General features: G+C 60.4%; 10 protein-coding genes. 2 read left to right on the forward strand and 8 right to left on the reverse strand.

The annotated features are described in order from the left end of the window. Window position 1: 1 nt before the first annotated feature. Entirely contained in the window at window positions 2-2,356 is a 2,355-nt protein-coding gene (locus ACODSV_RS18405) for a penicillin acylase family protein (protein WP_150055955.1), read from the forward strand. A gap of 274 nt (window positions 2,357-2,630) precedes the next feature. Here ACODSV_RS18405 and ACODSV_RS18410 read toward each other — a convergent pair whose 3' ends face one another. Then, complete coding sequence (locus tag ACODSV_RS18410; RefSeq protein WP_150095207.1) at window positions 2,631-3,596, reverse strand: GlxA family transcriptional regulator; 966 nt, start codon at window positions 3,594-3,596, stop codon at window positions 2,631-2,633. A 292-nt stretch (window positions 3,597-3,888) separates the two neighbouring features. On the opposite strand from ACODSV_RS18410, the gene ACODSV_RS18415 reads away from it, so the two are divergent. Further along, complete coding sequence (locus ACODSV_RS18415) at window positions 3,889-4,530, forward strand: HD domain-containing protein (RefSeq protein ID WP_024077970.1); 642 nt, start codon at window positions 3,889-3,891, stop codon at window positions 4,528-4,530. Window positions 4,531-4,612: 82 nt separating this feature from the next. On the opposite strand, the gene ACODSV_RS18420 is transcribed toward ACODSV_RS18415, so the two are convergent. The 7 genes from ACODSV_RS18420 to ACODSV_RS18450 all read right to left on the reverse strand — a co-directional run bounded on the left by ACODSV_RS18420 (window position 4,613) and on the right by ACODSV_RS18450 (window position 13,006). After that, a complete protein-coding gene (locus ACODSV_RS18420) occupies window positions 4,613-5,497 on the reverse strand; it encodes an ABC transporter permease subunit (RefSeq protein WP_024077971.1) in 885 nt (294 codons plus the stop codon). Continuing rightward, window positions 5,494-6,414: an ABC transporter permease subunit gene (locus ACODSV_RS18425; RefSeq protein ID WP_454843988.1), complete on the reverse strand. Its 921-nt coding sequence runs from the start codon at window positions 6,412-6,414 to the stop codon at window positions 5,494-5,496. The genes ACODSV_RS18420 and ACODSV_RS18425 overlap by 4 nt, the downstream gene beginning before the upstream one ends. Next, the gene (locus ACODSV_RS18430; RefSeq protein WP_024077973.1) at window positions 6,411-7,553 is read right to left on the reverse strand and encodes an ABC transporter ATP-binding protein; all 1,143 of its coding nucleotides are present in this window, start codon (window positions 7,551-7,553) and stop codon (window positions 6,411-6,413) included. The genes ACODSV_RS18425 and ACODSV_RS18430 overlap by 4 nt, the downstream gene beginning before the upstream one ends. 66 nt (window positions 7,554-7,619) lie before the next feature. Continuing rightward, the gene (locus ACODSV_RS18435) at window positions 7,620-8,714 is read right to left on the reverse strand and encodes a polyamine ABC transporter substrate-binding protein (RefSeq protein WP_454843989.1); all 1,095 of its coding nucleotides are present in this window, start codon (window positions 8,712-8,714) and stop codon (window positions 7,620-7,622) included. A gap of 208 nt (window positions 8,715-8,922) precedes the next feature. Continuing rightward, the gene (locus tag ACODSV_RS18440) at window positions 8,923-10,017 is read right to left on the reverse strand and encodes a polyamine ABC transporter substrate-binding protein (protein ID WP_150296462.1); all 1,095 of its coding nucleotides are present in this window, start codon (window positions 10,015-10,017) and stop codon (window positions 8,923-8,925) included. Between the two features lie 207 nt (window positions 10,018-10,224). Next, window positions 10,225-11,589, reverse strand: coding sequence for an aspartate aminotransferase family protein (locus tag ACODSV_RS18445; RefSeq protein ID WP_150095532.1), 1,365 nt, complete (start codon window positions 11,587-11,589; stop codon window positions 10,225-10,227). A gap of 58 nt (window positions 11,590-11,647) precedes the next feature. Next, the gene (locus tag ACODSV_RS18450; protein WP_017845082.1) at window positions 11,648-13,006 is read right to left on the reverse strand and encodes a glutamine synthetase family protein; all 1,359 of its coding nucleotides are present in this window, start codon (window positions 13,004-13,006) and stop codon (window positions 11,648-11,650) included. Window positions 13,007-13,391 lie beyond the last annotated feature (385 nt).

Below are 13,391 nucleotides of genomic sequence, written 5' to 3' on the forward strand. Positions count from 1 at the left end.
CATGAAACGCGTCTTGCAGGCTCTCGCGGTTCTGGTGGTGCTGATCGCTCTCGGCGCCGGCGGGTACGTCTACAGCAAACTGCCCACCCGCCAGGGCACGGTTGAGCTGGCGCACCTGCAAGGCTCGGTCACCGTGCGCTACGACGACCGTGGCGTGCCGCATATCCGCGCCGAGAACGAGACCGACCTGTACCGCGCCCTGGGCTATGTGCAGGCCCAGGACCGGCTGTTCCAGATGGAAATCATGCGGCGCCTGGCCCGTGGCGAGCTGGCCGAGGTGCTGGGGCCCAAGCTGCTGGAGACCGACAAGCTGTTTCGCAGCCTGCGCATTCGTGAGCGCGCCCTGAGCTATGTGGAGCATATGGACCGCGAGTCTGCGTCGTGGAAGGCCCTGCAAGCCTATTTGGACGGGATCAATGCGTATCAGGACAGCCACGCCAGCCCGATGGAGTTCGACGTGCTGGGCATTCCCAAGCGCCGGTTCACCGCCGAAGACACCATCAGCGTCGCCGGCTACCTGGCCTACAGCTTTGCCGCCGCGTTTCGTACAGAGCCCTTGCTGACCTATGTACGTGACCAGTTGGGCAGCGATTACCTGAAAGTGTTCGACCTCGACTGGCAACCCAAGGGCGCACTCAACCTGGCCGCCGGCGATTGGCAAACCCTTGGCGCCATCGCGTCCCTGAGCGAACAAGCCTTGGCCGACAACGGCTTGCCGCAGTTCGAAGGCAGCAACGCCTGGGCCATCAGTGGCAACCGCACCAAAAGCGGCAAGCCGTTGCTGGCCGGTGACCCGCATATCCGCTTCTCGGTGCCGTCGGTGTGGTACGAGGCGCAGTTGTCGGCGCCGGGCTTCGAACTGTACGGCTATCACAACGCGCTGGTACCGGTGGCGTTCCTGGGGCACAACCTGGACTTCGGCTGGAGCCTGACCATGTTCCAGAATGATGACCTCGACCTGATCGCCGAGAAGGTCAACCCGGACAATTCCAACCAGGTCTGGTACCACGACCAGTGGGTCGACATGACCAGCAGCGAGCAACAGATCGCGGTGAAAGGCCAGGCACCGGTCACGATCACCCTGCGCCAGTCGCCCCATGGCCCGATCATCAATGACGTGCTTGGCGACAATGCCGGCAAGACGCCGATTGCCATGTGGTGGGCGTTCCTCGACACCGAGAACCCGATCCTCGAAGGTTTCTACCAGCTCAACCGCGCCGACACCCTGGCCAAGGCGCGCGCGGCTGCATCCAAGGTTTCCGCGCCGGGGCTGAATATCGTGTGGGCCAATGCCAAGGGCGATATCGGCTGGTGGGCGGCGGCACAGTTGCCGATCCGCCCGGCCGGTGTCAACGCCGGGTTTATCCTCGACGGTAGCAGCGCCCAGGCCGACAAGCTGGGTTTCTACCCCTTCAGCGCCAACCCCCAGGAAGAAAACCCCGCGCGTGGCTATGTGGTGTCGGCCAACGCCCAGCCGGTATCGCCCACGGGCATGGAGATCCCCGGTTATTACAACCTGGCCGACCGGGGCCAACAGTTGAACGCGCAGTTGAGCGACAAGAGCGTGAAGTGGGATGTGAACAACAGCCAGGCCTTGCAACTGGGCACCACCACCGCCTACGGCCCGCGCCTGCTGGCGCCGCTGCTGCCGGTGCTGCGCGAGGTGGTCAAGGACCCGGCGCAATTGAAGCTGGTGGAACAGCTTGCCAGCTGGAAAGGCGACTACCCGCTGGACTCCACCAGCGCCACGCTGTTCAACCAGTTCCTGTTCAACCTGGCCGATGCCACCTTCCACCCGAAACTGGGCGACGGCATGTTCAAGACCCTGCTCGGCACCCGCGTGATCGACGCCGCCTTGCCACGCCTGGCCGCATCGGCGGATTCACCCTGGTGGGACGGCAAGCGCGCCGACCTCGTCAAACTGGCCTGGGACAACAGCCTGGCGCACCTCAAGACCACCTTCGGCGATGACCCGACTCAGTGGCAGTGGGGCAAGGCCCATACCCTGACCCACAGCCATCCACTGGGCTCGCAAAAGCCATTGGACTTGATCGTCAACGTCGGCCCCTTCCCGGCGCCCGGCACCCACGAAGTGCCGAACAACCAGTCGGCCGCCATCGGCCCGGCGCCATGGCCGGTGACCTACGGCCCATCGACCCGCCGCCTGATCGACTTCGCTGACCCGGCCCACGCCCTGACCATCAACCCGGTGGGGCAAAGCGGCGTGCCGTTCGACAAGCACTACAGCGATCAAGCGGAAACCTATATCGAAGGGGGTTACGAGCAGGCGCATTTCAGTGATGAGGAAGTCACGGCCAATACACGCGGTACGCTGAAGCTATTGCCCGCTCGATAACGGCCTGAAACGCGATCAAACCTGTGGGAGGTCCCGCTAAACCTCCGACTTAGCGCTGTCGCCCAGCAAACTGGCCCCCTGCGGCAAGCGGGCCCTTGTGGCGAGCGGGCTTGCCCCGCGTTGGGCTGCGCAGCAGCCCTAATAAGAGCGCTGCAGTGTGTCAGTCAGCTCCGGGGCTGTGTTTTGGGGCTGCTGCGCAGCCCAACGCGGGGCAAGCCCGCTCGCCACAAAAAATGCCGTCGTTTAATACAGCCCTTCCCACGGTGTGTTCCGTTTAGAGCGGCGCCGCAAAGTTGCGCCGGAACTGTTGCGGCGTCACGCCCAGGCGGCGATTGAACACGCTGCGCATGTGCTGCGCATCGCGAAAACCGCACTGATAGGCCACGGTCTTGAGCGGCGCGGGACTGCTTTCGAGCATCATCCGCGCCGCATCCACCCGCGCCCGCTCGACAAACTCCGCAGGCGTTATCCGCGCTTCACGGGTGAACACCCGAGAGAAATTACGCGCACTCATATTCGCGGCCTTGGCCAGGTCGGCGATGGTCAAGTCACCGGTCAGGTTCGCCAAGACGTACACCTGCACCAGCGCTACCGCCGAGGTGGTTTCGGCATGGGGCGTGAGGAACGGGCTGAACTGTGACTGCCCACCCGAGCGCTGGGTGAACACCACCAGGCGCTTGGCCACGCTCAGCGCCACCTCCGGGCCATGGTCCTGGGCCAACAGGTACAGCGAGAGGTCGATACCCGCCGTGACGCCAGCCGAGGTGTAGAGGTTGCCGTCTTGCACGTAGAGGCGGTCAGCTTCGACCTGGGCGCGGGGGCACAAACGCGCCAGGCCTGCCGCATCATTCCAATGCGTCGTGACGGTTTTTCCATCCAGTAGCCCGGCGCGCGCCAGCGTGAAGGCGCCGTTGCAGATTGAACCGAAGCGCCGCGCCCGGGCGGTTGCACCACGCAGCCAATCATCGAACGGGGCGCCAAATTCCTCGAAGGGCAATTGCGGGCCACCGGGGACCAGCAGCAGGTCATAGGCTTGCAGGGCTTCGCTGTAGTGCCGGTGGGCCTGCAATGACAAACCGTTGGAGGCAGCCAGCGTGCCGTGGCCCAGCCCGATGACCTCCATCTGGTAGTGATCCTGGGGCGGCAGAAAGCGGTTGGCTTCGCAGAACACATCCAGGGGGCCGGTCACATCCAGTGACTGGACGCCGGGGAAGATCAGGATGGCGACGGTCTTGTGCATGCTCACAGACACCTTTTTCTAGCGGAATAAAATGCAAACCCTGTGGGAGGGAGCTTGCTCCCGATGGCGTTGTATCAGTCAGCAGATGCAGTGCCTGGTGCTCAGCTATCGGGGGCAAGCCCCCTCTCACATTTTGATTTTCGCAGGCTTCGAGAGTGATATCGCCCGCTACACCCTAGTCGATTTCCCCTTGGCACGATGTGACGGCAGATTGGCCGGGATCGCCCCCTCGTCACCATGGCCGCTTCACGGGCGCGCGGCCAGACTGGAGGCTTTCCAGAGGAGAACCACCATGAGCACCACCATCGCCGGCATCAAGATCCCGGACAGCGCCCTGGCCAAGGCCACCACCGAGTACATCCGCGACATTGAATCCGACCTGCTCTACCACCACTCCCGCCGGGTATTCCTGTTCGGCGCCTTGAGCGGTGAGCGCAGGCAACTGGCCTACAACCCCGAGTTGCTGTACGTCGGTGCGATGTTCCATGACCTGGGCCTGGTGGAAGGCCATCGCAGTGACAACGAGCGTTTCGAAGTAGACGGTGCCAACGCAGCGGCGGATTTTCTCAAGCCCTACGGACTGAGCGACGACGATATCGAACAGGTGTGGCTGTCCATCGCCCTGCACACCACACCGGGTGTGCCACAGCATCTGCGCCCGACCGTGGCGCTGGTGACGGCTGGCGTGGAAATGGACGTGCTGGGCATGGACTACGCCGCCTTTCCCAGCGTGCAGCGCGAAGCCGTGGTGCATGCGCATCCACGTGGTGAAGGGTTCAAGGAATGCATCATCTGCGCCTTCGCCGACGGCTTGCGCCATCGTCCGCAGACCACGTTTGGCAACGTGAAGACCGATGTGCTGGTGGACCAGGAGCCGGGGTTCAAGCCGATGAATTTTGTCGAGGTGATTCGCCAGTCGCCGTGGTTGGCGTAGCGGAGTTGAAATGCAATCAACTGTGGGAGGGGCGGTGCGACGTTTCGACTTGCCCCCTCCCACATTTTGACCGCGCAGGCTTTTAGACCGGCGCTGGCGCCCGACGCACATCCGGCTGCTGCCAGCCATCCGCCGCTGCTTCTTCGATCGCCTGCTGGATCGCCTTCTTGCGCATTTCTTCGGCACGCCGGCTGAAGAACCACACCAGGAAGGTCACCAGCGATACCGCCAGCAGAATCAGGCTGGCCACGGCGTTGATCTCGGGTTTAACCCCCAGGCGCACTGCCGAGAACACTTCCATCGGCAAGGTGGTCGAACCCGGGCCCGACACGAAGCTGGCCAGTACCAGGTCATCCAGGGACAGCGCGAACGACATCATCCCACCGGCCGCCAACGACGGCGCGATCATCGGGATGGTGATCAGGAAGAACACCTTCCACGGCCGCGCACCCAGGTCCATCGCCGCTTCTTCGATCGACAGGTCCAGTTCACGCAGGCGCGCCGACACCACCACCGCCACATAGGCCGCGCAGAACGTGGTGTGGGCGATCCAGATGGTGACAATGCCACGCTCCTGGGGCCAGCCGATCATCTGCGCCATCGCCACGAACAGCAGCAACAGTGACAGACCGGTGATCACTTCCGGCATCACCAACGGTGCAGTCACCAGGCCGCCGAACAGCGTACGGCCTTTGAACTGACTGATGCGCGTCAAGACGAACGCGGCCAAGGTGCCCAGCGCCACCGCCGCCACCGCCGTGTAGCAGGCGATTTCCAGGGAGCGCGCCACCGAGCCCATCAACTGGGTGTTGTCCAGCAGGCCCACGTACCACTTGATCGACCAACCGCCCCACACTGTCACCAGCTTGGATTCGTTGAACGAGTAGATCACCAGGATCAGCATCGGCAGGTAGATGAACAACAACCCCGCCACCAGCATGAAGCTTGAGAAACTGACGCGCTTCATATCTTGCCCTCCATCTCTTTGGCTTGGCTGCGGTTAAACAGGATGATCGGCACGATCAGGATCGCCAGCATCACCACCGCCAGGGCAGAGGCCACCGGCCAGTCACGGTTGTTGAAGAATTCTTGCCACAACACTTTACCGATCATCAGGGTTTCCGGGCCGCCAAGCAGTTCCGGGATCACGAACTCGCCCACTACCGGAATGAAGACCAGCATGCAGCCGGCGATGATGCCGTTCTTGGACAGCGGCACGGTGATCTTCCAGAAGCTGTTGAACGTGCTCGACCCGAGGTCTGACGCGGCTTCCAACAGGCTCTGGTCATGCTTCACCAGGTTGGCGTACAGCGGCAGGATCATGAACGGCAGGTACGAATAGACCACGCCGATATACACCGCGATGTTGGTGTTGAGGATCTGCAACGGTTCGTTGATCAGGCCCATGGAAATCAGGAAGCCATTGAGCAAGCCGTTGTTGCTGAGAATGCCCATCCACGCATACACGCGGATCAGGATCGCGGTCCAGGTCGGCATCATGATCAGCAGCACCAGTACGGTCTGCATCTCCTTGCGCGCACTGGCAATCGCATAGGCCATCGGGTAGCCGATCACCAGGCAGAGGATGGTGCTGAAAAACGCCATCTTCAGCGAGCCCAGGTACGCGGCGATGTACAACTCGTCGTCGCCGAGCATCGCGTAGTTGGCCAGGTTCAGCACCAACTGCAACTTCTGCTCTACGAAGGTGTAGATCTCGGTGTATGGCGGGATCGCCACGTCGGCTTCGGCAAAGCTGATCTTCAGGACGATGAAGAACGGCAGCATGAAGAACAGGAACAGCCAGAGGAAAGGGATCCCGATGACCACATGCCGGCCACCGGGGGTTATTCGTTGCAGCTGGCGCTTGAACTTTTTCATATTCATGAGCGAAGTACCACGCCGCTGTCGTCTTCCCACCATACGTACACCTGGTCACCCCAGGTCGGACGCTGGCCACGGCGCTCTGCGTTGGCAACGAAGGACTGCACCAGCTTGCCGCTCGGCAGCTCGACGTAGAACACCGAGTGGCCACCCAGGTAGGCGATATCGTGCACCTTGCCGCTGGACCAGTTGTGCTCGCAGGTCGGCATTTCGGTGGTCACCAGCAGTTTTTCCGGGCGGATGGCGTAGGTCACCGACTTGTCTTCGACCGCTGTGGCGATGCCGTAGCCCACGTAGATGTCGCGGTCCAGGTCCGGGCACTTGAGTACCGCGTGGCCTTCGGCGTCGTCCACCACCTGGGTGTCGAAGATGTTGACGTTGCCGATGAATTCGCACACCAGGCGGCTGGTGGGGGTCTCGTAGATGTCGACCGGGCTGCCGATCTGGGCGATCCAGCCCAGGTGCATGATTGCGATGCGCTCGGCCATGGTCATGGCCTCTTCCTGGTCGTGGGTCACCATGACGCAGGTCACGCCGACACGCTCGATGATTTCCACCAGTTCCAGTTGCATCTGCGAACGCAGTTTCTTGTCGAGTGCGCCCATCGGCTCATCGAGCAGCAGCAGTTTCGGGCGCTTGGCCAGGGAACGGGCCAGGGCCACGCGCTGACGCTGGCCGCCCGACAACTGGTGCGGCTTGCGCTTGGCGAACTGGCTCATCTGTACCAGCTTGAGCATCTCGGCCACGCGCGCATCCACTTCGGCCTTGGGGATCTTGTCCTGCTGCAGGCCGAACGCGATGTTCTGCGCCACGGTCATGTGCGGGAACAAGGCGTAGGACTGGAACATCATGTTGATCGGCCGCTCGTAGGGCGGCATATCAGTGATGTCCACGCCGTCGAGGTAGATGCGACCTTCGGTGGGGCGCTCAAAGCCTGCGAGCATGCGCAGCAAGGTGGATTTGCCCGAACCCGAACCGCCGAGCAAGGCGAATATCTCGCCTTTCTTGATTTCCAGGGACACATCGTCCACGGCAATCGTCTCGTCGAACTTCTTCGTGACCCGGTCGATTTTGACCAGCACCTTTTTCGGTGTCTGGTCGCCCTCGAGGGCTTTCTTATAGGCGCCGGAGGCAACTGCCATTTACGAAACTCCCAAAAAAAAGAGTGCGGTTTGCCCGAGGTGGGCGAACCTTGGATAGTTAGAGCCTTACTTGCCCGTCTTGACCTTGGTCCAGCTACGGGTCATTAAACGCTGCACCTTCGGGGGTAGCTCGAAGTTGACGAATGTCCGGTCGAGAACCGCCTGCGGTGGGTAAACCGCTGCGTCGGTGCGTATCGATTGCTCCATCAGTTTGTCCGCCCCTGGGTTAGGGTTGGCATAACCGACGTGATCACTGACCTGAGCGATCACCTCAGGTTGCAGCAAATAGTTGATAAAGGCGTGGGCTTCGTTGACGTTGGTGGCATCCTTGGGAATCGCCAGCACGTCAAACCACAGGTTGCCGCCTTCTTTCGGAATCGCGTAGGCGATGTTCACGCCTTTACCCGCTTCGGCCGCCCGGGCCTTGGCCTGGAACACATCACCGGAGAACCCGGCAGCCACGCAGATATTGCCGTTGGCCAGGTCGGAGATGTATTTGGAGGAGTGGAAGTAGGTCACGTAGGGACGCACTTTCAGTAGTTTTTCTTCGGCCTTCTTGTAGTCGTCCGGGTTGGTACTGTTGGGGTTGAGGCCCATGTAGTTGAGTACTGCCGGCAGCATTTCATCCGCCGAGTCCATAAAGGACACGCCGCAGGACGCCAGCTTCTTCATGTTTTCCGGTTCGAACAGCACGGCCCACGAGTCGATATGGTCGACACCCAGTACTTCCTTCACTTTATCGACGTTGTAGCCAATGCCGTTGGTGCCCCACAGGTACGGTACAGCGTACTGGTTACCCGGGTCGTTCTTTTCCAGGCGCTTGAGCAACGCCGGATCAAGGTTGGCGTAGTTCGTCAGCAACGACTTGTCGAGCTTCTGGAATGCTCCGGCCTTGATCTGCTTGCCGAGGAAGTGGTTGGACGGCACGACCACGTCGTAACCCGTGCGCCCGGCGAGCAACTTGCCTTCCAGGGTTTCATTGGAGTCAAACACGTCATACACCGGCTTGATGCCGCTGGCTTTTTCAAAGTTGGCCAGGGTGTCGGGCCCGATGTAGTCCGACCAGTTATAAACATGCACGGTCGATGCGGCCTGCACGCTGACAGCCAGCGTGATACCTGCACCCACCAGCAAGGCTTTGCGAAATAAAGAAAATGGCAAGTGGAGGTCCTCTTAAATAGTTGGGCCCAAAGTTGTTGCCCGGCAACAAAACCGGCGCGCAACTTACCCTCGATAAACCGATCCGGCAAAACTTTCTGTCATTTATTGTGTGGGGGGGGGCTTACCCCCGATGGCAGTGTGTCAGCTTGCACAAGTGTTTCTGATACAACGCCATCGGGGGCAAGCCCCCTCCCACAGGTTTTAAGGCTTACTTGCCCGACTTGATTTTGGTCCAGCTGCGTGTCATTTCACGCTGGGTTGCCGCCGGCAAGTCAGCAATGGCGTAGAGCTTGGCCTGCACCTCCGCCGACGGGTAGATGCCCGGGTCGCTGGTGATGTCTTTGTCGACCAGTGCGGTGGCTTTTTCGTTACCGTTCGGGAAACGGACGCTGTTGGTAATGCTCGCCATGACTTCCGGCTTGAGCAGGTAGTTCAGGAACTTGTAGGCAGCGTCGACGTTTTCGGCATCTTTAGGGATGGCGACCATGTCGTAGAAGCTACCGGCGCCTTCTTTCGGAATGTCGTAGGCCACCTTGACCTTGCCACCGGCTTCAGCCGCGCGGGACTTGGCCTGCTGGATGTCACCCGAGTAGCCCACGGCCACGCAGATGTTGCCGTTGGCCAGGTCGGAGATGTATTTGGACGAGTGGAAGTAGCCAATCGAAGGACGGATCTTGAGGAACAGATCTTCAGCTTTCTTCAGGTCTTCTTTTTTCTGGGTGTCGGTCGGCAGGCCCAGGTAATGCAGCGCCACTGGCAGCATTTCGGTTGGCGAATCGAGGAAGCTCACGCCGCAGCTTTTCAGCTTGGCGATGTTTTCCGGCTTGAGCAGGGTGTCCCACGAATCGATCTTGTCCACGCCCAGCGCAGCCTTGACCTTCTCCGGGTTGTAGCCGATACCGATCGAGCCCCACATGTACGGGAATGCGTGCTTGTTGTCCGGGTCGCTGACCGACACGGCTTTGAGCAGGGCTTTGTTCAGGTTGCCGTAGTTGGACAATTTGGACTTGTCCAGCTCCTGGTAGACCCCAGCCTTGATCTGCTTGGCAAGGAAGTTGTTCGACGGTACGACGATGTCGTAGCCGGACTTGCCTGCCAGCAACTTGGCTTCCAGGGTCTCGTTACTGTCGAAAACGTCGTACACCACTTTAATGCCCGACTCTTTTTCAAAGTTGGCGATGGTGTCCGGAGCGATGTAGTCGGACCAGTTATAGACGTGCAGCACTTTATCGTCTGCCTGGGCCGCGCCTGCCATTGCGCCCATCAGGGACAAGGCGAGGAGGGTCTTGCCCGCGTTCTTCAAACCTAATGCCTTCATTTGGTGATGCTCCAATTTTTCTTTTTTGGGCCACAAGCTTGTGTGTGTTTCGCGGCCCACAAAGGGCAACAAAACAGGGCGACAGTCTGGCAACTTAGAGGGCCGGCTTTCAACCAAAGCCCTCGATTTATACATGCATATTTATAGCTGCCCAGACGCAGCGGCAAAGCCACCGCGCACTGAGCCTAGCACTTAGCCCTGCAATGCCGCCAAAGTCAGGTCCAGGCAATGCCGAGCCTTGGTTACCAGCTCATCAATTTCAGCCTTGCTGATCACCAGTGGCGGCGAAATGATCATGGTGTCGCCCACGGCGCGCATGATCAGGCCATTCTCGAAGCAGAAGGTGCGGCAGATCATGCCAACGCCACGGCCTTCGTAACGCTTGCGCGTCGCTTTGTCCTGGACCAGTTCAATTGCACCGAGCATGCCGACACCGCGTACTTCACCCACCAACGGGTGGTCAGCCAGCTCCCTCAGACGTTTCTGCAAATACGGTGCCGTTTCGTCGTGAACGCGGTTAACGATTTTTTCATCGCGCATGATGCGGATGTTTTCCAACGCAACCGCCGCTGCCACCGGGTGACCGGAGTAGGTGAAGCCGTGGTTGAAATCGCCGCCTTCATTCAGCACGGCAACCACCTCGTCACGCACGATCAGGCCGCCCATCGGGATGTAGCCCGAGGTCAGGCCCTTGGCGATGGTCATCATGTCGGGCTTGAGGTCGTAGAAATCACTACCGAACCACTCACCGGTACGGCCGAAACCACAGATCACTTCATCGGCGACAAACAGGATGTCGTACTTGGCGAGAATTTCCTTGATGCGCGGCCAGTAGGTCGCGGGCGGTACGATCACGCCACCGGCGCCCTGGATCGGCTCGGCAATAAAGGCCCCGACGTTGTCCACACCCAGCTCCAGGATCTTCTCTTCCAGCTGGTTGGCAGCCCACACCCCGAACTCTTCGGGGCTCATGTCACCGCCTTCGCCGAACCAATAGGGCTGGGCGATATGGACGATGCCCGGGATCGGCAAATCGCCCTGTTCATGCATATAAGTCATGCCGCCCAGGCTGGCGCCAGCCACGGTGGAGCCGTGGTAGCCATTCTTGCGGCTGATGATGGTTTTCTTGTTCGGTTGGCCCTTGATCGCCCAGTAGTGGCGGACCATACGCAACATGGTGTCGTTGCCTTCGGAGCCGGAACCGGTGAAGAACACGTGGTTCATGCCAGCAGGCGCGATGTCGGAAATGGCCTTGGCCAATTCGAGTACCGGCGGGTGTGCGGTCTGGAAGAACAGGTTGTAGTACGGCAGTTCTTTCATCTGCTTGGCGGCGGCGTCGGCCAGTTCATCGCGACCGTAGCCGATCGCCACGCACCACAGGCCGGCCATGCCGTCGAGGATCTTGTTACCTTCGCTGTCCCACAGGTAAACGCCGTGGGCTTTGGTGATGATCCGCGGGCCTTTCTCTTTCAATTGCTTGAAGTCGCTGAACGGTGCCAGGTGGTGCTCACTGCTCAAGGCTTGCCATTCACGGGTTTGCGGGTTGTTGCTGGACATACCAATCTCCTAGACTTTTCAGGTGAGGGCGCGCCGTTCCCACGGCACGCCCGGCGCATCAGACGGCGAAGAGCAGGAATTCCCGCTCCCACGAACTGATCACGCGCTTGAAGTTTTCATGCTCGGCCCGCTTGACCGCGACGTAGCCTGTGATGAATTTATGACCCAGGTATTTCTCGATGGTCTTGCTGTTTTCCATGCGTTCCAGGGCGTCTTCGATGGTCAACGGCAGGCGCAGGTTGCGCCGTTCGTAGCCACGACCAACCACTGGTGCGCTCGGGTTATGGCCTTCGACCATGCCGATGTAGCCACACAGCAGGCTGGCGGCAATCGCCAGGTACGGGTTGGCGTCGGCCCCCGGCAGGCGGTTTTCCACACGGCGGTTTTGCGGGCCGGCATCCGGTACGCGCAGGCCGACGGTGCGGTTTTCTTCGCCCCATTCCACGTTGACCGGCGCCGAGGTGTCGGGCAGGAAGCGGCGGAACGAGTTCACGTTGGGGGCAAACAACGGCAGCAATTCGGGGATGAATTTCTGCAAGCCGCCAATGTGGTTGAGGAACAGCTGGCTCATGGTCCCGTCTTCGTTGGAGAAGACGTTCTTGCCGGTGGCGATGTCGATGATGCTCTGGTGCAGGTGCATCGCGCTGCCAGGCTCGCCGGTCATCGGCTTGGCCATGAAGGTGGCGGCCACGTCGTGCTTGAGCGCGGCTTCCCGCATGGTGCGCTTGAACACGAGGATCTGGTCGGCTAGGGACAGGGCATCGCCGTGACGGAAGTTGATTTCCATCTGCGCCGTGCCGTCTTCGTGGATCAGGGTGTCGAGGTCCAGCTCCTGCAGCTCGCACCAGTCGTAGACGTCTTCGAACAACGGGTCGAATTCGTTGGCGGCTTCTATGGAGAAGGACTGGCGGCCGGTTTCCGGGCGACCGGAACGACCAATCGGCGGCTGCAGCGGGAAATCCGGGTCTTCGCAGCGCTTGGTCAGGTAGAACTCCATCTCCGGCGCCACGATGGGCTGCCAGCCTTTGTCGGCGTAGAGCTTGAGGACTTTCTTGAGCACGTTGCGCGGCGACAGCTCGATCGGGTTGCCTTGCTTGTCGTAGGTGTCGTGGATCACCTGGGCGGTCGGCTCGATGGCCCAAGGCACCAGGAATACCGCGTTCTGGTCGGGGCGGCAGATCATGTCGATGTCGGCCGGGTCGAGCAATTCGTAATAGATGTCGTCTTCGACGTAGTCGCCGGTCACGGTCTGCAACAGCACACTCTCGGGCAGGCGCATGCCTTTTTCGGCGATGAACTTGTTGGTCGGCGAGATCTTGCCCCGGGTGATGCCGGTGAGGTCGCCAATCATGCATTCGACTTCTGTGATCTTGTGGTCTTTCAACCAATCGGTGAGCTGGTCGAGGTTGTTACTCATAAATGCCTCTGGGCTGGGTTTCCTGGCATCCATTAAAGGCCAGGCGTTGGTTGACGCAGCATCCGCGTCGTTTTTTTCGTTCAGAGTAGGAGCTTACCTGCCATTTGCTGCAGCGTTGCATTCCTCAGGCCAAAGTCGTGCAGAATCATGAGCAGCACCTTGCACGGGAGCCGTTCAGGGGTAAATTCGAGGGAAGCGCAGAGGCATAGAAGAGGTCCGCCGAAGCGTCAAGAATATTGGCCGGGGCGCGGGTGTTCACACAGGACGGATGAACGGATGACAAAGCCTGTATGGAGCAGGCCAAGACGCCAAGTGGCGGCAGGAGACACATGAAACACCCCGGTATTATTGCTGTTATGGGTTTGAATCGAGCTTAGCCTTGTTC

The sequence above is a fragment of the Pseudomonas sp. FG86 genome, from assembly GCF_057808775.1.

Excerpts from the sequence above, each read along its gene's own strand:
- ACODSV_RS18410 (WP_150095207.1), bottom strand. The coding sequence starts at position 3,596 with ATGCACAAGACCGTCGCCATCCTGATCTTCCCCGGCGTCCAGTCACTG.
- ACODSV_RS18450 (WP_017845082.1), bottom strand. The coding sequence starts at position 13,006 with ATGAGTAACAACCTCGACCAGCTCACCGATTGGTTGAAAGACCACAAG.
- ACODSV_RS18445 (WP_150095532.1), bottom strand. The coding sequence starts at position 11,589 with ATGTCCAGCAACAACCCGCAAACCCGTGAATGGCAAGCCTTGAGCAGT.
- ACODSV_RS18420 (WP_024077971.1), bottom strand. The coding sequence starts at position 5,497 with ATGAAGCGCGTCAGTTTCTCAAGCTTCATGCTGGTGGCGGGGTTGTTG.
- ACODSV_RS18430 (WP_024077973.1), bottom strand. The coding sequence starts at position 7,553 with ATGGCAGTTGCCTCCGGCGCCTATAAGAAAGCCCTCGAGGGCGACCAG.
- ACODSV_RS18405 (WP_150055955.1), top strand. The coding sequence starts at position 2 with ATGAAACGCGTCTTGCAGGCTCTCGCGGTTCTGGTGGTGCTGATCGCT.
- ACODSV_RS18425 (WP_454843988.1), bottom strand. The coding sequence starts at position 6,414 with ATGAATATGAAAAAGTTCAAGCGCCAGCTGCAACGAATAACCCCCGGT.
- ACODSV_RS18415 (WP_024077970.1), top strand. The coding sequence starts at position 3,889 with ATGAGCACCACCATCGCCGGCATCAAGATCCCGGACAGCGCCCTGGCC.